Source organism: Streptomyces sp. NPDC088400, assembly GCF_044753355.1.
GTDB lineage: Bacteria > Actinomycetota > Actinomycetes > Streptomycetales > Streptomycetaceae > Streptomyces.
The window spans coordinates 22814-42750 of the sequence record NZ_JBIVMZ010000009.1; the positions used below are offsets into that span (position 1 = coordinate 22814).

At 71.4% G+C, this 19937-nt stretch carries 10 protein-coding genes; 4 read left to right on the forward strand and 6 right to left on the reverse strand.

What is annotated here, in order from left to right; all coding sequences use genetic code 11:
* The first annotated feature begins 388 nt into the window (after positions 1-388).
* The gene (locus tag ACIQD6_RS22700) at positions 389-5392 is read left to right on the forward strand and encodes an NAD-glutamate dehydrogenase (protein WP_401885027.1); all 5004 of its coding nucleotides are present in this window, start codon (positions 389-391) and stop codon (positions 5390-5392) included.
* Positions 5393-5483: 91 nt separating this feature from the next.
* Here ACIQD6_RS22700 and ACIQD6_RS22705 read toward each other — a convergent pair whose 3' ends face one another.
* Positions 5484-6260 carry an ABC transporter ATP-binding protein gene (locus ACIQD6_RS22705; RefSeq protein ID WP_401885555.1) on the reverse strand — a complete coding sequence of 259 codons (777 nt, stop codon included), beginning with the start codon at positions 6258-6260 and terminating at the stop codon, positions 5484-5486.
* A 16-nt stretch (positions 6261-6276) separates the two neighbouring features.
* Entirely contained in the window at positions 6277-7275 is a 999-nt protein-coding gene (locus ACIQD6_RS22710; RefSeq protein WP_401885029.1) for an ABC transporter permease, read from the reverse strand.
* 172 nt (positions 7276-7447) lie between these two features.
* Between ACIQD6_RS22710 and ACIQD6_RS22715 the strand changes: the two genes are divergently transcribed.
* A complete protein-coding gene (locus ACIQD6_RS22715) occupies positions 7448-8113 on the forward strand; it encodes a TetR/AcrR family transcriptional regulator (protein WP_401885030.1) in 666 nt (221 codons plus the stop codon).
* Between the two features lie 96 nt (positions 8114-8209).
* Here the strand turns inward: ACIQD6_RS22715 and ACIQD6_RS22720 are convergent, their stop codons facing one another.
* The 4 genes from ACIQD6_RS22720 to ACIQD6_RS22735 form a co-directional block, all read right to left on the reverse strand.
* Positions 8210-9202, reverse strand: a complete 993-nt coding sequence (locus tag ACIQD6_RS22720) for a carbohydrate ABC transporter permease (protein ID WP_401885031.1) — start codon at positions 9200-9202, stop codon at positions 8210-8212.
* Positions 9199-10551, reverse strand: a complete 1353-nt coding sequence (locus ACIQD6_RS22725) for a carbohydrate ABC transporter permease (protein ID WP_401885033.1) — start codon at positions 10549-10551, stop codon at positions 9199-9201. The genes ACIQD6_RS22720 and ACIQD6_RS22725 overlap by 4 nt, the downstream gene beginning before the upstream one ends.
* Positions 10552-10555: 4 nt before the next feature.
* Positions 10556-11971, reverse strand: coding sequence for an ABC transporter substrate-binding protein (locus ACIQD6_RS22730; protein ID WP_401885035.1), 1416 nt, complete (start codon positions 11969-11971; stop codon positions 10556-10558).
* Between the two features lie 195 nt (positions 11972-12166).
* Entirely contained in the window at positions 12167-16147 is a 3981-nt protein-coding gene (locus ACIQD6_RS22735) for an FHA domain-containing protein (RefSeq protein ID WP_401885557.1), read from the reverse strand.
* A 640-nt stretch (positions 16148-16787) separates the two neighbouring features.
* Here ACIQD6_RS22735 and ACIQD6_RS22740 point away from each other — a divergent pair.
* Both ACIQD6_RS22740 and ACIQD6_RS22745 read left to right on the forward strand, forming a co-directional pair.
* Entirely contained in the window at positions 16788-18524 is a 1737-nt protein-coding gene (locus ACIQD6_RS22740; protein ID WP_401885036.1) for a serine/threonine-protein kinase, read from the forward strand.
* Positions 18525-18689: 165 nt separating this feature from the next.
* Complete coding sequence (locus ACIQD6_RS22745; RefSeq protein ID WP_401885038.1) at positions 18690-19931, forward strand: serine/threonine-protein kinase; 1242 nt, start codon at positions 18690-18692, stop codon at positions 19929-19931.
* The last annotated feature ends 6 nt before the right edge of the window (positions 19932-19937 follow it).

The window sequence follows — 19937 nt, forward strand, 5'->3', positions numbered from 1 at the left end:
TGTCGACCAGTGTCGTCCTGTTGGTCGCTCTCGTCCGGGTCGCCGCGCGTGGGTGATTTTGGCTTGTGCGGAGCGTCCAAATCGGGGTCCAGCTTTTGTACACATACGGCTCATGACGGCGCCCGGGTGGGGGGAGATAGCCTTGTCCCCGTGATCAGCGCTATACGCCGTGGGGGCAGCGAAGCCCCCGGCCCGCGCCCGGAGCGTTACAGCGCCCGGGCGGTCGCTGATCACCCCGATCCGGGTGGACCGTCAAAATTGGCAAATAAAGCCCCGGACATCTTCCGCCGCGGCATAACGTCGACTCCGAGCGGAAACCCCGCGTCGTGGCGTTGTGTCGCATCCTTCACCTACGTCACGCAAGGGCGCGCGACAGGAGCCAGAGGACATGCAGACCAAGCTGGACGAAGCCAAGGCCGAGCTGCTCGAACAGGCGGCCCGGGTCGCTGAGAACAGCCCGGTGGGGGGTGCCGGGGGGCCAGGGGGCAGTCCCCGCAAGGGCGACGCCTCGGTCGGGGCCGGCGGGTCCGGCGACGGGGGTGGTGGCCCTGACCGGGAGACGCTCCTCGCGTACCTCCAGCGCTACTACCTGCACACGGCTCCGGAGGACCTGGTCGGCCGTGACCCCGTGGATGTCTTCGGTGCCGCGCAGTCGCACTACCGGCTGGCCGCGCACCGCCCGCAGGGGACGGCCAACGTACGGGTGCACACCCCGACGGTCGAGGAGAACGGCTGGACGTGCAGCCACTCCGTGGTCGAGGTCGTCACCGACGACATGCCGTTCCTGGTCGACTCCGTCACCAACGAGCTCTCCCGCCAGAGCCGCGGCATCCATGCCGTGATCCACCCACAGATCGTCGTACGCCGTGATGTCACCGGCAAGCTGATCGAGGTGCTGCCCGAGGGGACGGCCGCCGAGGAGCGTCCGCACGACGCGCTCACCGAGTCCTGGATCCATGTCGAGGTCGACCGCGAGAGCGACCGCGGCGATCTCAAGCAGATCACCTCCGACCTGCTGCGCGTCCTGTCCGACGTCCGCGAGACCGTCGAGGACTGGGAGAAGATGCGCGACTCCGCGTTGCGCATCGCCGACGAGCTCGCCGACGAGCCGACCGCGGACGATCTGCGCGACCAGGAGGTCTACGAGGCCCGGGAGCTGCTGCGCTGGCTCGCAGCGGACCACTTCACCTTCCTCGGTTACCGCGAGTATCAGCTGACGGACAGCGATGTCCTGGCCGCTGTGCCGGGCACCGGGCTCGGTGTCCTGCGTTCCGACCCCAAGCACAGCGAGGACGACGATCATCCGATCAGTCCCTCGTTCAGCCGACTGCCCGCCGACGCCCGCGCCAAGGCCCGTGAGCACAAGCTGCTCGTCCTCACCAAGGCCAACAGCCGCGCGACCGTCCACCGGCCCGGGTACCTCGACTACGTCGGGGTGAAGAAGTTCGACGACAAGGGCAATGTCGTCGGCGAGCGGCGCTTCCTGGGGCTCTTCTCCTCGGCCGCGTACACCGAGTCCGTGCGCCGGGTGCCGGTGATCCGCCGCAAGGTCGCCGAGGTCCTGGAGGGCGCGGGCTTCTCGCCCAACAGCCACGACGGCCGCGATCTGCTCCAGATCCTGGAGACGTACCCGCGCGACGAGCTGTTCCAGACGCCCGTCGACCAGCTCCGTTCGATCGTCACCAGCGTGCTCTACCTCCAGGAGCGCAGGCGGCTGCGGCTCTACCTCCGCCAGGACGAGTACGGGCGCTACTACTCGGCCCTCGTCTACCTGCCGCGTGACCGCTACACGACGGGTGTCCGGCTCCGGCTGGTCGACATCCTCAAGGAGGAGCTCGGCGGGACCAGCGTCGACTTCACCGCCTGGAATACAGAATCGATCCTCTCCAGGCTGCACTTCGTGGTCCGGGTCCCGCCAGGCACCGAGCTGACCAAGCTCACGGACGCCGACGCGGACCGTATCGAGGCCCGGCTGGTCGAGGCCGCGCGTTCCTGGGCCGACGCGTTCGGCGAGGCGCTGAACGCCGAATGCGGCGAGGAGCGCGCCGCCGAGCTGCTGCGCCGGTACGGCAACGCCTTCCCCGAGGGCTACAAGGCCGACCACTCGCCACGGGCCGCCGTCGCCGACCTCGCCCATCTGGAGGCGCTCGCCCAGGCGGAGAAGGACTTCTCGCTCTCCCTGTACGAGCCCGTCGACGCGGGTCCCGGCGAGCGGCGCTTCAAGATCTACCGTTCGGGCGAGCAGGTCTCCCTCTCGGCCGTCCTCCCGGTGCTCCAGCGGCTCGGTGTGGAGGTCGTCGACGAGCGTCCGTACGAGCTGCGCTGCTCGGACCGTAACCACGCCTGGATCTACGACTTCGGTCTGCGGATGCCTGCGGGCGCGGGTGGTGGCGCGGGTGGCGACTACCTGACCGAGGACGACCGCGAGCGCTTCCAGGACGCGTTCGCCGCCGTCTGGACCGGGGCCGCGGAGAACGACGGCTTCAACTCGCTCGTGCTGCGGGCCGGTCTGGACTGGCGGCAGGCGATGGTGCTGCGCGCGTACGCCAAGTACCTGCGCCAGTCCGGCTCGACGTTCAGCCAGGACTACATGGAGGACACCCTTCGTACCAACGTCCACACCACCCGGCTGCTGGTCTCCCTCTTCGAGGCCCGGATGTCGCCCGGCCGCCAGCGCGCCGGTACGGAGCTGACCGAGGCGATGCTGGAGGAGCTGGACGGGGCCCTGGACCAGGTCGCGAGCCTGGACGAGGACCGGATCCTGCGGTCCTTCCTCACCCTCGTCAAGGCCACCCTGCGGACCAACTTCTTCCAGAAGTCGCAGGACGGCGGGCAGCACAGCTATGTGTCGATGAAGTTCGACCCGCGGGCCATCCCCGACCTGCCCGCGCCCCGGCCCGCGTACGAGATCTGGGTGTACTCCCCGCGCGTCGAGGGGGTCCACCTGCGCTTCGGCAAGGTCGCGCGCGGCGGTCTGCGCTGGTCCGACCGGCGCGAGGACTTCCGTACGGAGGTGCTCGGCCTGGTCAAGGCGCAGATGGTGAAGAACACGGTGATCGTGCCGGTCGGCGCCAAGGGCGGCTTCGTCGCCAAGCAGCTGCCCGACCCGGCGGCGGACCGGGACGCCTGGCTCGCCGAGGGCATCGCCTCGTACAAGATCTTCATCTCGGCCCTGCTCGACATCACGGACAACATGGTCGCGGGCGAGGTCGTGCCGCCGTCCGACGTGGTCCGCCACGACGGGGACGACACGTATCTGGTCGTCGCCGCCGACAAGGGCACGGCGAGCTTCTCCGACATCGCCAACGAGGTCGCGGTCGCCTACGACTTCTGGCTCGGGGACGCCTTCGCCTCCGGCGGCAGCGCGGGCTACGACCACAAGGGCATGGGCATCACCGCACGCGGTGCCTGGGTGTCCGTCGAGCGGCACTTCCGCGAACTCGGCCACGACACCCAGACGCAGGACTTCACGGTCGTCGGTGTCGGCGACATGTCCGGCGACGTGTTCGGCAACGGCATGCTGCTCTCCGAGCACATCCGGCTCGTCGCGGCCTTCGACCACCGGCACATCTTCATCGACCCGCACCCGGACTCGGCCACCTCGTACGCCGAGCGCCGCCGCCTGTTCGAGCTGCCGCGCTCCTCGTGGGCGGATTACGACAAGTCCCTGCTCTCGCAGGGCGGCGGCATCCACCCCCGCAGCGCCAAGTCGATCCCCGTCAACACGCATGTGCGCGAGGCCCTCGGTATCGAGGCCGGTGTCACCAAGCTGACGCCCGCCGACCTGATGAAGGCGATCCTCCAGGCCCCCGTCGACCTGCTGTGGAACGGCGGCATCGGTACGTACGTCAAGGCCTCCACCGAGACGGACGCCGACGTCGGCGACAAGGCCAACGACGCGATCCGCGTCAACGGCGAGGACCTGCGGGTCAAGGTCGTCGGCGAGGGCGGCAACCTGGGGCTGACCCAGCTCGGCCGGATCGAGTTCGCCCGGCTCGGCACCGGTGGTGACGGCGGCAAGGTCAACACCGACGCCATCGACAACAGCGCGGGCGTGGACACCTCCGACCACGAGGTGAACATCAAGATCCTGCTCAACGGCCTGGTCACCGAAGGCGACATGACCGTCAAGCAGCGCAACAAGCTGCTCGCCGCGATGACCGACGAGGTCGGCGCGCTGGTCCTGCGCAACAACTACGCGCAGAACACCGCGCTCGCCAACGCCTCCGCCCAGGCGCCCTCCCTCCTCCACGCCCACCAGCGGTTCATGCGGCGGCTGGTGCGGGACGGGGACCTCAACAGGGCGCTGGAGTTCCTCCCGGCCGAACGGCAGATCCGGGAACTGCTCAACTCCGGGAGGGGCCTGTCCCAGCCCGAACTCGCGGTGCTGCTCGCCTACACCAAGATCACGGTGGCGGAGGAGCTGATCCACACGGAGCTGCCGGACGACCCGTACCTGCGCAAGCTGCTGCACGCGTACTTCCCCGAAGCGCTGATGAAGCAGTTCGCCGAGCAGATCGACGCGCACGCGCTGCGCCGCGAGATCATTACGACAGTGCTGGTCAACGACACCGTCAACACCGGTGGTTCGACCTTCCTGCACCGGCTGCGGGAGGAGACCGGGGCGTCGATCGAGGAGATCGTACGGGCGCAGACGGCGGCCCGGGAGATCTTCGGTCTGAGCGGCGTCTGGGACGCCGTCGAGGCGCTGGACAACCAGGTCGCGGCCGATGTCCAGACCCGGATCCGGCTGCACTCGCGCCGGCTGGTCGAGCGCGGTACGCGCTGGCTGCTGGGCAACCGCCCGCAGCCCCTGGAGATCGCCGAGACCATCGAGTTCTTCGCCGCGGGCGTGGAGCGGGTCTGGGCGCAGCTGCCCACGATGCTGCGCGGTGCCGAACTGGACTGGTACCAGGGCATCCTGGCGGAGCTGACCGGCGCGGGCGTGCCCGAGGAGCTCGCCCTGCGGGTCGCCGGATTCTCGTCCGCCTTCCCGACGCTGGACATCGTGGCGATCGCGGACCGTACGGAACAGGACCCGCTGGCCGTCGCCGAGGTGTATTACGACCTCGGCGACCGGCTGCGGATCAGCCAGCTGATGGACCGGATCGTGGAGCTGCCGCGGGCCGACCGCTGGCAGTCCATGGCCCGCGCCTCCATCCGTGAGGATCTGTACGCGGCGCACGCCGGGCTGACGTCGGACATCCTGACCGCGGGCGACGGCAGTTCGACGCCCGAGGAGCGCTTCAAGGCGTGGGAGCAGAAGAACGCGGCGATCCTGGGCCGCTCGCGGGCCACGCTGGAGGAGATCCAGAGTTCGGACGCGTTCGACCTGGCGAATCTGTCGGTCGCGATGCGGACGATGAGGACGCTGCTGCGTACGCACCGCTGATCCGGAGTGACGTGAGGGATCCCGAGTGACAGGAGGGGCGCCCGGCTCGTGACGAGCCGGGCGCCCCGACGCGTAATGGTCGGACGTACGGTCACTTCTTGCGGGTGAACTCCTCGTACGCCGCGACGACTTCCGCCGCCGGGCCGTCCATCCGCAGCGCGCCCGACTCCAGCCAGAGCGCCCGGTCGCAGGTCTCGGTGATCGTCTTGTTGCTGTGGCTGACCAGGAAGACCGTGCCCGCCCGCTCGCGCAGTTCGGCGATGCGTTTCTGGCTGCGGCGCCGGAACGTGGCGTCGCCGGTGGACAGCGCCTCGTCGATCAGCAGGACTTCATGGCTCTTGGCGGCGGCGATCGAGAAGCGCAGCCGGGCGCCCATGCCCGAGGAGTACGTCCGCATCGGCAGGGAGATGAAGTCGCCCTTCTCGTTGATCCCGGAGAACTCCACGATGTCGTCGTAGCGCGCCCGGACCTGCTCGCGCGACATGCCCATCGCCAGCCCGCCGAGGATGACATTGCGTTCCCCGGTCAGGTCGCTCATCAGCGCCGCGTTGACGCCGAGGAGCGAGGGCTGGCCCCGAGTGAAGACCTTGCCCCGAGCCGTGGGCAGCAGTCCGGCGACGGCCTTGAGCAGGGTCGACTTGCCGGACCCGTTGGAGCCGATCAGCCCGATCGCCTCGCCCTTGTACGCGGCGAAGCTGACGCCCCGTACGGCGTGCACCTCGCGTGCTCCGGGGGTGCCGCGCCGCGACACGATGCGGCTCAGGGCGGAGGTGGCGCTGCCCCGGCCGCCACGGGTGCCATGGACCGTATAGGTGATGTGGACGCCGTCGGCGACGACGGTCGGGACGGCATCGGGGGTTGACGGGATGGCATCGGGGGTTGAGTCAGCCACGGCCGTACTCCTCCTCGGCTTTCCAGAAGAACAGGAATCCGCCGACTCCGGCGAGCAGCGCCCAGCCGGCGGCGATGGCCCAGACGTGCGGGGGCAGTTGACCGTCGGTGTAGCTGTCGACGAGTGCGAAGCGCATCAGGTCGATGTAGACGGCGGCCGGGTTGCACTGCAGCGCCACCGCTACGACATGCGGCAGGTCGTCGCCCTTCGTCACCCGGTCGACGCTGAACATCACGCCGGACACGTACATCCAGGTGCGCAGCAGGAACGGCATCAGCTGGGCGATGTCCGGAGTCCTGGCGGCCAGCCTCGCCACGGCCATCGAGAGGCCCATGTTGAACAGCGACTGGAGCAGCAGGGCCGGCAGCGCGAGCAGCCAGGCGGGCCCGGGGTACTGGCCGAAGCAGACCAGGATCACGACCAGCGCGCCCAGGGAGAACAGCAGTTGCTGGAGCTGCTGGAGGGCGAGCGCCATCGGCAGGGAGGCGCGGGGGAAGTGCAGGGCGCGTACGAGGCCGAGATTGCCGGAGATCGCGCGGGTGCCCGCCGTGATCGAGTTCGAGGTGAACGTCCAGATGAAGACGCCGGTCACCAGGAACGGGATGAAGTCCGGTATGTCGCGCTTGGTCTGGAGCAGCACGCCGAAGATGAAGTAGTAGACCGTCGCGTTGAGCAGCGGGGTCATGATCTGCCAGATCTGGCCGAGCTTCGCCTGGCTGTACTGCGAGGTCAGCCGGGCGGTGGCGAAGGCGGTGATGAAGTGCCGCCGTGACCAGAGCTGCCGTACGTACGCGGGCAGCGTCGGCCGGGCGCCGCTCACGGTGAGCCCGTGGCGTACGGCGAGTGCGGTGAAGTCGGTCCCGCTCCCGGTTTCGGCCTCGGTCCCGGTCTTGGTCCCGGTCTTGGCGGTGGCGGTGGCGGTGGGCTTACGGGCGGGTTCCTGGGCGAGGTCCGGGGAGGAGTCCGGGACCGGCGCGGTCGGTGTGATCATCGGGCTCACGTTCGTCGCTGGTTGTCGCGCTGGTGCTGGTCGCTTCTGCTGTGGCTGAGACATCACGTACGACGGGACGGGCCCGTATCGTCGTAACGCCAAAGGTAGGGCGGGTTACGTCGCAACGCAACCGTATCGTCGTGACGTCGTCGTGGCGCTATGCTCGGTGCCGATGACTACCGACCCCCGGACAACCGACCCCCGGGCCACTGACTCCCGGACCACCGCCCCCCGGACCACGGACCCGCGCGCGCCGCGCCGCGCCCCCGCCGGCGCCGCCGTGCTCCGGGAGGACGTGACCGACGCCATCCGCACCGCCGTCTTCGAGGAACTGGCCGCGGTCGGCTTCGCCCGGATGTCCATCGAGGGCATCGCCCGCCGCGCGGGTGTCGGCAAGACCGCCGTCTACCGCCGCTGGAAGTCCAAGCTCGCGCTGGTCCTCGACCTGGTCTCCGCGTTCGCCGCGCAGGGGCTGCCCGCCCCCGCGACCGGCTCGCTGTACGGCGACGTCCGCGCGCTGCTCGAAGTCGCGTCCCACGCCCTGCGCCACCCGGTCGCCTCGCAGGTCATCCCGGATCTCCTGGTGGAGGCGGCCCGCCACCCCGAGATCTCGGACGCGATCAAGGCGGCGCTGCTGGACGGGCAGCAGGGCATCGCTGCGGTGATCGTCCGCGCGGCGGTCGAACGCGGGGAGCTGCCCGAAGGCGCGGACGCCGACCGGGCGCTGGATCTGATCGTCGGACCGCTCTACTGGCGGCTGGTGGTGGTCCGTGGCGAGTTGCCCAAGGGATATCTGGACGACCTGGCTGCCTCGGCGGTGGCCGCGCTCAGCCGGTGATCACCGAGGGCGACGTGACGGGGAGGGACGGCCGTCGCGCGGCCGCCCCTCCCCGTATCAACTCAACTCGCCGTATCAACAGCACCTGTCATACGGCTATTTGACGGCCCCGGCCATCACGCCCGTCACGAATTGCCGCTGGAACGCGAAGAACACGACCAGCGGAATCACCATCGAGACGAAGGCGCCGGGCGCCAGCACATCGATGTTGTTGCCGAACTGCCGTACCTGCTGCTGGAGCGCGACGGTGATCGGCGGGTTCTTGGAGTCCGCGAAGATCAGCGCCACCAGCATGTCGTTCCAGACCCAGAGGAACTGGAAGATGCCGAGCGAGGCGATCGCGGGACCGCCGAGCGGCATCACGACCCGTGTGAACAGCCGTATCTCGCCCGCGCCGTCCAGCCGGGCCGCCTCCAGCAGTTCCCTCGGGATCTCCGCGAAGAAATTCCGCAGCAGGAAGATCGCGAAGGGCAGACCGAAGGCGACATGGAACATGATCACGCCGAATGTCGTCTCGAAGATGCCGATGGCACCGAACAGCTTCGAGACCGGAATCAGCGCGACCTGCACCGGCACCACCAGCAGTCCCACGACCACCAGGAACCACCAGTCGCGCCCGGGGAAGTCCATCCAGGCGAAGGCGTATCCGGCGAGTGAGCCGATCACCACGACCAGGAGGGTCGAGGGGACGGTGATCACGATCGTGGACAGCAGGGAGTTGGTGATGATGTCGTTGTCGAGGAGCTGCGAGTAGTTCGCGGTGGTCAGCTCGGCGGGCGCGGTGAAGACCTTCCACCAGCCGCTCGCGGCGATGTCCGTGGAGTCGCGCAGCGAGGAGAGCAGCAGCCCGATCGTGGGCATCAGCCAGAACAGACCGACCAGGATCAGGAAGACCCGCGCCACCCCGCCGCCCGCGCGGGCCGCGATCCGGCTCGCGAGAGACTGCTCGGCCTTGACCGCGCCCTCGTTCGTCCCGATCCCTTTGACCGTCTCGACCGTCTCGACCGTCTCGACCGCCTCGTTCGTCCCGACCGCCGTGACCGTCTTCGACTCCGCCGCGACCCTCGTACCGTCATCGTTCGTGGTCATCGGCGCGTCTCCCTTCGCATCCTCCGTACGTTGAACAGCATCACCGGGATCACCAGCAGGAGCAGCAGTACGGCGATGGCGCTGCCCACGCCGAGATCCGCGTCCGTACCGAACGACGAGCGGTAGAGCTGGAGTGCCAGTACGTTCGCGTCGTCCTGGGACGAGCCCGGGGGAATGATCAGGACGAGGTCGAAGATCTTCAGCACATTGATCATCAGCGTGACCATGACGACAGCCAGGACCGGAGCCAGCAGCGGCACCGTGATCCGGCGGAAGACCTGCCACTCGCTCGCGCCGTCCACCCGGGCGGCTTCCATGAGTTCGCGTGGCACGCTCGCCAGGCCCGCCGCGATCAGCACCATCGCGAACCCTGCCCACATCCACAGGTAGCTGCCGATGACGGCGGGAGTGACGAGCGAGGGACCGAGCCAGTCCACGCCGTTGTACGGCTCGCGGAAGTTGCTCCCGGGCAGTTTCAGCTGCGCGCCGTCGGCCGCCTCCGGAAGGCTGAACGTACCGTCGGCGCCCGCTGTCGTGGAGGCCACGACCTTGCCGTCCTTGACCGCCTCGACCTTGATGCCCTTGAGGCCCAGCTCCTTGGCGTCGACGACGTTGGGCTTCCCGCCGCCGCCCTTGGTGAAGTCGAGCCAGGCGGTGCCGGTGACCCGGCCGTCCTCGGGCTTCGCGGCCGTGGCGGGCCGCGCGTCCGACGGCATCTTCGCCGGGGCCACCCCCACCAGCGGCAGCTGGACCTCGGTGCCCGCGCTCACCGGTTCCTTGGTGAGGAACGAACCGCCGTCCCCCGGTTTCAGCGGATGCACCGGCAGCGGATGGGCCTTGGGGAAGCCGGCCGAGTCGTTGAAGGTGTCGTGCACCCCGACCCAGACCGCGTTGGCGACACCGCGGTTCGGGTCCTGCTCGTACACCAGCCGGAAGATGATGCCCGCGGCGAGCATCGAGATCGCCATCGGCATGAAGACGATCAGCTTGAACGCCGTGCCCCAGCGCACCCGTTCGGTGAGTACCGCGAAGATCAGACCGAGCGCCGTGGCGACCGTGGGCGCCACGATCACCCAGATCGCGTTGTTCTTGACCGCGGTGAAAATGGTGTCGTCGGTGAATATCTCGATGTAGTTGTCGAGCCCGGCGAAGCCTTCGCCGGACTTGTCGAAGAAGGAGCGGTAGACCGAGAACCCGATCGGGTAGACCACGAGCGCGCCCAGCAGCACCAGCGCGGGCAGCAGGAAGCCGGCCGCGACGAGTTTGCGTGTGCCGGTCACGCTCTTACGTTTGTCCGTGACGGGGGGCACCGGTGCGGTGCCTTCCGTGACTGTGTCCGCCGACGTCATCGCGTCAGCTCCGGTACGCCTTGGCGGCGGCCGACTCCAGCTGACGCTGGGCCCCCGCGATGTCCTTCGGGTTCTTCAGGAAGTCCTGGAGCGCCTTCCACTCGCCCTTGCCGGGCGTACCTCCGAACGACTGCGGCATCTGGTCCGACATGTCGAACCGGAAATCGTCGCCCGCCGCGATCAGCGCCTCGGCGATGTCGCGCTGGACGTCGTTCGGATACGCGGCGGTGTCCAGGGACTTGTTCGGCGAGACGAAGCCGCCCGACTCCGCCCAGATCCTCGCGGCGTCGGTGGACGCCAGGAACGTCAGCAGCGCCTGCGCGCCCTTGGTGTCCTTGAGCGCCACGGCCGCGTCGCCGCCCGTCACCACGGGGGAGTCGGCGCCGACCGCCGGGAACGGGAAGACCTTCGCGTCCGTACCGATCTTGGCCTCGGTCTCGCCGATGTTGACGCCGACGAAGTCACCCTCGAAGACCATCGCGCCCTTGGGCTGGTCGCCGCCGGTGAAGGTCTGTGTGACGGACGCGGGGAACTCCGTCTGGAGCGCGCCGTCCGCGCCGCCCGCGATCAGAGTCGGCTTGCCGAAGAGCTGACCGAGCGTGGTCAGCGCCTCCTTCACGGAGGGGTCGGTCCACTTGATCGTGTGCTGGGCCAGCTGGTCGTACTTCTCCGGGCCCGCCTGGGAGAGATAGATGTTCTCGAACCAGTCGGTGAGGGTCCAGCCGTCCGCGCCCGCGACCGAGACCGGAGTGACACCGGAGGCGGAGATCGTCTCGGCCGTCGACAGGAAGTCCTTCCAGGTCTTGGGGGCCGACGCGCCCGCGTTCTCGAACGCCGCGTTGTTGTACCAGACCAGGGACTTGTTGGCGGCCTTGAAATACACGCCGTACTGCGTGCCGTCCACCGCGCCGAGGTCCTGCCAGCCCTTGCCGTAGTTCTTCGCGAGCTGGGCCTTGGTGGCCGCTCCGGCCGGCTTGGCCCACTTCTTCTCGACGGCCTGCTGGATCGCGCCGACCTGCGGCAGCATCGCGATGTCCGGCGGGCTGCCACCGGCGATCTTCGTGCCGAGGAAGTTGACGATCGGATCCTGGGCGGGGACGAAGGTGACCTTCGCGCCGGTGCGTTTCTCGAACTCGCTCAGGACCTTGGTGAAGTTCGCCTGCTCGGGTCCGGTCCAGACGGCCGCGACCTGGATGTTCTCGCCGGTCAGCTTGGGCAGTTGGACCGTCGCGGCGGGCTCCTTGCTCGCACCGTCGTCCGAGCCCTTGCCGTCGTCGGAACCGCCGCAGCCGGTAAGGGCCAGGGCGCCGACGGCGACGGCCGCCACCGCCGCTCTGCGCGTACCGGTACCGGCGGCCCTGCTGCTGGTGCCGGCACCGGCGGCGCCAAGAGTCTTGCCTGCTCCGCGAGTTGTGCGCATCACTGCCCCGTCTCTCCCGTGTGCGTATGGATCCACGCATACGGGACCGGCTTCGCGGCCGTGACGTGGCGGCTCTGCTCGCGTCCCGTGCGCACAGTCCTACGCCGCGTGACCGGGCGCCGCAATAGCGGATCAGGTGTCAACTCCAAGATCGTGATGGGCTCGTGACGTCGTCCCAGGGACGTAAAGGGATCTTCATGGGCGAGCCGGGTCCAGTGGTGCGACAGGGACGGCGTCGACCGACCGCGCGGCCCGCTCCAGGGCGCTCGCGAGGAGCGCCAGATCGGTCGGACCGTTACCCAGTTCCCTGACCGGCCGGCGGGTCGGCGGGTCGCCCATCCGCTCCCATTCCAGCACCACCACGGTGGGCCGCAGGGTCCCCGTACGCGGAATACGGCCGGTGACCCGGCCGCCCTGGAACGGGGTGACCCGGCCGTCCGGATGGCCCAGACGGCCCCGCCCCGGCGCCGGTTCGTCGGGCGCGGGCACGGCGGGCGGCGTGTCCAGTACGACCCGCAGCCGCGCGCCCTGCGCCAGCTCCGTGTCGACCGTACGGTCCGGGCGGGCCGAGGTCGCGACGAGATGCACGCCGAGGCGCTCGCCGTCGCGGGCCACGGCCTCCAGGGCCCGTACGACGGAACCGGCGGCGGGCCGCCCCGGACTGCCGAGCGCGGGCGCGACGAGGGCGTCGAAGTCGTCCACGAGCACGACGAGTCGGGGCAGGAGCGCGATCCCCTGGGGCTGTTCCGTGGCACGGGTCTGTTCCGTACGGGACGGATCCGGGCGGGACGGGTCCGGGCGGCCCTTGTCCGTACGGGACGGGTCCGGGCGGGACTGTTCCGCATGGGGCTGATCTGTACGGGCGGGATCTGTACGGAACTGATCCGTACGGGCCGACGGGGTCCGGAGCCTGAGGGTGCCGCGTGTCTGGGAATCCAGCTCGTCGCGCTGATCGCCCAACTGCTGGTCTGTATGCGGCTGCTCCACGCGCTGCTGGTCCGTGTGCTGCTGGTCCACACGCGTCTGGTCCACACGCGTCTGGTCCGCGCGGAGCTGGTCCGTACGGAACTGGTCCGTGCGTGACTCGCCCCGCCGGGCCGCCCGTTGCTCGGCGGCGCTCGGCGCGCGCTGTCCGATCACCCGCTCCGACCCCTCGTGACGGCTGTGCCACTCGGTGAAGTCCAGCCGCCCGAGCAACTCGGCGCGCCGTTTCAGCTCGGCCCCCAGCGCCTGCGCGAAATGGCGCATTCTCACCGGGTCGGAGGCGACCAGATGATCGGTCACATGCGGCAGTTCCGTACAGGCCGACAGGCCCTCGCCCCGCTCGCCCCCGGCGCCGTCGACCAGCAGCAGCCCCAGCCGGTCGGGCCGGCCGGCGGCGGACAGGGAGGCGGCGACGGAGCGCAGCAGCTCCGTACGGCCACTGCCCGCCGGGCCCTCGATCAGCAGATGTGGGCCCTCGTCCGTCAGATCGACGCTCACCGGGCCGTGCGGCCCGGAGCCGAGGACGGCCGTGCAGTCGCCCGTACGGTCGGCGGCGGACGCCCAACGGGCCATCAGTGACGCCGGAGTGGCACGGGCCAGCCCCAACTCGTCCAGCAGCCTGGCCGATTGCGGCAGGACCGCGGCGGGGCGGCCCCGACCGCTTCCGGCCGCCGCGCGCAACGGCGCCAGCGCCCGTGCGAAGCGGTCGGCCCAGGCCGGGGACACCGCGTCCACGACGGCGACCGTGCCGTGCCCCGCGGGCTGCCCCACCGCCGTACGCAGCAGCCGCAGCGCGGTGGCCACATCGCCGCTCAGCAGGGCGACGGCCCCGCACTCCCGGAAGGGGAGCGAGACCGCGCACGCCTCCTCGTAGGTCGCGGTGACCGGGGAGAGCGGAGAGGCGGCCGGTGTCTCGGCGAGGCAGACGAGATGGATACCGGCGGCGGATCCGGCACCGGCCAGCTGTGCCGCCGACTCGCGCAGCGCGGCGGAACCGGGGTCGCCGTCGACGATCACGACCGTGTGCGGCCCGTCATGGCGAGCGGCTGCCTGCGCGACCTCCACCGGGCCGGCCGAGGCCCAGCCGGGGCCGAGCGGCCCGTCGTCCAGCCGACGGGAGAGCTCGGCGGTCCTCGCCGCCGCCTGGTCCCGGTCGTAGGCGAGCAGCAGCCGGCAATCCTGGCCGTGGGAGGGCCGGGTGTGGGGCAGCCAGCCGAGCCAGCCCCAGTCCTGCTTGCGCTGCTCCAGGCTCCTCGTCCGGTCCGCGCTGATCACCACGATCTCCAGATCGGCCGGGGAGTGCAGCGCGGTGAGCTGGGCCACCGTCCAGCGGGCCAGCCCCGTCAGCCGCTCCCGGGGACCCGCGAGCCCGAGCGAACCGGCCTCGCGCAGCCCTACGGTCACCGGCACGGCGGCCAGGACCGAACGCGCGCCGTCGGTGGCCGGACGGTCCGCCGTGCCCAGCCGGACGACGAGCGTCTCGGCGTGACGGCTGTCCCGCTCCCACAGCCGGGGGCCGGGGCCGAGCGCGGTGAGCAGCACCGCGGCCGGATCGGGCCAGGTCTCCTTGAGGGGCGCGCGACCGGGGGACCCGGCGGGGTGCCGGGGGCCGGGGGCGCTCTCCGGGAGCTCCTCCTCGTCACGGCCACCGGCGAGCCGCCGGGCCCAGGCGCCTATGCCGCCGCGTCGCCGGGCCGTGACGTCGGGCAGCTCCGTCCCACGGGTGGGCGTGCCCTGGCGACGCGAACCGGTCGTACGGCTGTGGGAGCGCGGCCCCTCGTCATCGGTCTCGCCGTCCGACCGCCACTCGGAGCCGTCCGCCCGGCCGGGTCCGGCCGCCCTGCTGTGCGTCCCGTCCGGGGCGCCGAGGGCGGGACCGCGGCCGAAGTGCGTATCGGAACCACGGCTCCCGGAGTCCCGGACGTCGGAAGCGCGGAGGTCGGAACCGCGGAGGTCGGAACCGCGGGCATCCGAACCGTGTGTGTCCGAGCTGTGTGTGTCGGAGCTGCGTGGGTCCGAACCGCGTGGGTCCGGACCGCGCGTACCTGAACCGCGGGTGTCCGAACGGCGGGTGTCGGAGGCGCGCGGGTCGGGCACGCGCGGGGCGCCCGGTGGGTTCCCGTACTGCGGGCCGCCGTACTGCGGGCCCGGGGCCCGGCCCGGGATCGGGCTCGATGCCCTCGGTCCGTACGCCTGGATCAGGGGGCCCTCGCCATGGCCCGACCCGCGCCCCTGGGTGTCCCCGCCCCGGGCCGCACCCCGACCGCCGGAGGCGGCCCCGCCGTGCGCCGCCGCCGGCTCACGCGGGCCGCTGCCGTACTGCGGTCCGGGCGAGGCGCCCGTACGGCCGTATCCGGAGCCGTCCGCGCCGTACCCACCGGAGCCGTCCGCGCCGTACCCACCGGAGCTGTACGTGCCCGTCGCCCGGCCGCTCCCGCTTCCGCCGGCGTGCGCCGGGTCCGGGCCCCCGTGACCGGTGCCCGCCGGCGCACCGGGAGCGCCCGCGCCGGTGCTCACGCCGCTGTACGGGAGCGGATCCGCGCCGTCCGTACCGGGGCGGGCGATCCGCAGATGGCCCTCGCCGTCGGACGCGGTCGGCAGCGTGGCCGGGCGGTCGCCGGCCGTGAGGCGGAGCGCGGACTCGCCGAGCCGCAGGAGCGCGCCGGGGGCCAGCCGGACCGGCCGCTCGCCCACCTCTTCGCCCTCCAGCGTCGTGCCGTTCGTGGAGCCGAGGTCGGCGACGGAGACGCGGCCGTCGTCGCCGACCGTCACCGCGCAGTGGAGCCGTGAGACGTCCGGGTCGTCCAGGGGCACGTCGGCGTCCGCGGAACGGCCGATCTTCACCCGCCCGCCGTGCAGCAGGTGCACCCCGCCCGCGTCGGGACCCGCGACCACATGGAGCTGGACCGCGGCGTCCTCGGCGGGAGCGTCGTCCTCGCCGGGGACCTGGAGGGAGAGCACCGCTCCGTCGATCAGCGGCGGCTCGCCCAGGGTGCGGCGCTGGGCGTCGAGCCGCTCCCGGCCCGAGTAGAGGACGACGGTGCCCGAGGTGTCGGGCCCCGCGGCCGCCGTGGCGAGGCCGGAGGCGACAGCGGCCAGCGCCGTCCCGGCAGGGGCGGTGACGAGCACGTCACACGCGCGCCCCGCGGCATGGCCGCTGCGCGGCGCGAGGACGGTCAGCCGGATCTGCATCGCCGTCAGCGGTCCCTTCTGCGCGGGGTGCCCGGCAGGGGAGAGCCCTGTGATTCCCCCCACCACGCACGGACGCGTCGCCCGGTACAGGTCGGCACGGACGGTGCGACTCCCCGCTCCACACCTCTCGTGCTGGGGGCATCTTCGCACCTGCCGCTGACAACACGCCCGGCGACCAGCTATAAGTGATCTTGAATGGCCCGCTGTTGGCGCAAAAGCGCCTGCTCGAGTCAGACTTCAGGTGCTGTTCGATGCGGATCGGGATCGTCTGTGACGTCCTCCGTGACGTCCTCGGACCTGCCGACGGGACCGGCCGACCGCAACCAACCGCGCACTGTGAACGTCTTTCTTTCGGACGCGACCGGCGCGTCATCGGTCTACGACCGTAGCGGGACGGGGCCGGGACCGGAAGATGACCGGCTGTTGACCTGTTCGGCAAGGCCTCCTCAGGTCCGGACCGACCGGAAACGGAGTGGGAACCGACCGGAAACGGAGTGGGAGAAGGGGTGTGCGGGGCGAAAACCGTCCGGCACGCGTCGCCTCCACGCACTTCCCGGCCGGTCTACAGTGGGCCGGAGTCCCGGTGCGTCCGGGACGACGAGAAGACTGAGACGACCCCGACCAGCAGGGAGCGCATGACGTGCGGCCCGTAGGCAGCAAGTACCTGCTCGAGGAGCCGCTCGGACGCGGCGCCACGGGCACCGTCTGGCGAGCCAGTCAGCGTGAGACGGCCGGGGCCGAGGCGGCCGTACCGGGCCAGCCCGGCGAGACGGTGGCGATCAAGGTCCTCAAGGAGGAACTGGCGCACGACGCGGACGTGGTGATGCGCTTCCTGCGCGAGCGCTCCGTCCTGCTCCGCCTCACCCACCCCAATATCGTGCGGACCCGCGACCTGGTCGTCGAGGGCGATCTCCTCGCGCTCGTCATGGACCTGGTCGAGGGCCCCGACCTGCACCGCTATCTGCGGGAGAACGGCCCGTTCAGCCCGGTCGGGGCGGCTCTGCTGACCGCCCAGATCGCGGACGCGCTCGCCGCCAGCCACGCCGACAGCGTCGTGCACCGGGACCTCAAGCCCGCCAACGTCCTGCTCAAGGACGACGGCGGCCAACTGCACCCGATGCTCACCGACTTCGGCATCGCGCGCCTCGCGGACTCCCCGGGCCTGACCCGTACGCACGAGTTCGTCGGCACCCCCGCCTATGTCGCGCCGGAGTCCGCCGAGGGCCGGCCGCAGACGTCCGCCGTGGACATCTACGGTGCGGGCATCCTGATGTACGAACTGGTCACCGGCCGGCCGCCGTTCGCCGGCTCGACCGCGCTGGAGGTGCTCCAGCGGCACCTCAGCGAGGAGCCCCGCCGCCCCTCCACCGTGCCCGAGCCGCTGTGGACGGTCATCGAGAGGTGCCTGCGCAAGAACCCGGACGAGCGGCCCAGCGCCGTGAACCTCGCCCGTGCCCTGCGGACCGTCGCCGCCGGCGTCGGCGTGCACTCCACGCCCGCCCAGGTCGATGCCGCGCTGGGCGTCGGCGCACTGCTCGCGCCGGACCCGGCGCCCGCGCCGGTACCGGACACCCCGGGCGCCGCCGACGCGACGCAGGTGCTGCCGGGCAACGCCGGTTCGTACGACCCCGGCGCGGCGACGAGCGTCCTGCCCTCCACCGCCGTTCCCGGCGCCCCCGGTGCTCCGGGCGCGTACGACCCGAACGCGGCGACCAACGTCATGCCCGCCACCGGCCCGGGCGGGCCGGGCGGGCCCGGTTCCGGGGCCGACCCGACCTCGGTCATGCCACCCGTACCGTCGGGAGGCGACCCCGAGGGCCCGCACCCCTGGCAGAACCAGATGCAGGGCGTCCGCGACCGCAACGAACAGACCCAGGTCCAGTACCTCGACCCGAGCCAGGACCCGCTGCGCCGCCGCCCGCACCGCCCGCAGGGCGCCCCGCCCCCGCAAGGACAGCAACCGCCCCAGGGGCAGCGGCACCAGGGCCAGCAGCCGCCGCCCCCGCGTCAGCAGCAGCGCCGGCAGCAGGGACCGCCGCCGCAGCAGTACGCTCCGCCGCCCCAGCAGCAGTACGCCCCGGCCCCGCAACAGCAGTACGCGCCGCCGCAGCAGCCCCCGGAGCCTCGCCAGCGCCGTGAACCGCGCCCGCCGCGCGAGCCCAGGCAGCGCAGCGCGAACCCGATGCGGATCCCGGGCCTCGGCTGCCTCAAGGGCTGCCTGTTCACGATCGTCCTGCTCATCATCGCGGGCTGGCTCATCTGGGAACTGACCCCGCTTCCGGAGTGGGTCGACACCGGCCAGAGCTACTGGGCCGCGATCAGCGACGCGGTCTCGTCCGTCTCGGAGTGGGTCTCGAGGCTGGGCGAGCAGGCCTGACGGAGGCGAAAGCCTGACGGACGGGGTTCGCGCGATGATCCGGGGGCGGGGCCCCCGGATCATCACATTTCCCCCACATGTGTGGGGGTCGGGGCCGACCTGGGCGCGGGACGCCCCGACATCCGCGTACTTTGATGGGCAACGCCAGCCGCTGAGGGAGCAGTCTTGGCACGGAATATCGGCAGCCGGTACACCGCCCATCAGATTCTGGGGCGGGGGAGTGCCGGGACGGTGTGGCTCGGCGAGGGACCCGAAGGGCCCGTCGCCATCAAGCTGTTGCGCGAGGACCTCGCGTCCGACCAGGAACTCGTCGGACGCTTCGTCCAGGAGCGCACCGCCCTGCTCGGTCTCGACCACCCCCGGGTGGTCGGCGTCCACGATCTCGTCGTGGACGGCAACGACCTGGCGCTCGTCATGGAGCTGGTCCGCGGCACGGATCTGCGCACCCGCCTCGACCGCGAGCGCCGGCTCGCCCCCGAGGCCGCGGTCGCGATCATCGCCGATGTCGCCGACGGTCTCGCGGCCGCGCACGCCGCCGGGGTCGTCCACCGCGACGTCAAGCCCGAGAACATCCTGCTCGACATGGAGGGCCCGCTCGGCCCCGGCGGCTCGCACCCCGCGCTGCTGACCGACTTCGGTGTCGCCAAGCTGATCGACACCCCGCGCCGGACCAAGGCGACCAAGATCATCGGTACCCCGGACTATCTGGCCCCCGAGATCGTGGAGGGCCTGCCGCCACGCGCCGCCGTCGACATCTACGCGCTGGCCACCGTCCTGTACGAGCTGCTCGCCGGCTTCACGCCGTTCGGCGGCGGCCACCCCGGGGCCGTACTGCGCCGGCACGTCACCGAGTCCGTCGTCCCGCTGCCCGGCATCCCCGAGGAGCTGTGGCAGCTCCTCCTCCAGTGCCTGGCGAAGGCCCCGGCCTCGCGGCTGCGCGCCTCGGAGCTGGCGGACCGGCTGCGCGAGCATCTGCCGGGCCTGGCGGGCATCCCGCCGCTGGACGTGGACGAGCCCGACGCGGAGCCCACCGAGCAGCCGTACGAGGAGCCCCGGGCTCGCCCGGCCGAGCCCCAGGAGCCGCGCCGTCGCGGCGCGGTCCCGCTGGTCCCCGGCGCGGCCCCCGACTCCAACCGGGACACGCATACGAGCATGCGGGTCCCGGGCCCGGACGAACTCGCGGGCGGCGCGCGCGGCACCGCCCGCGCGCCCCGCTCGTCCAGCCAGCGCAGACCTGGCTCGGCCCGCCACAAGGCGGGGGCGGTGCGGAAGCGGCGTATCACGCTGGGGGTGGTGGCGGTGCTGCTGCTTGCGGCGGTGGGGGCGGGCGGGTGGCTTGCGGTGAGTGGGGACGGGGCGGGTGGGGCGCCGCGGGATTCTCGGCAGACCACGTCGCCGGTGCCGTAGGTCTTG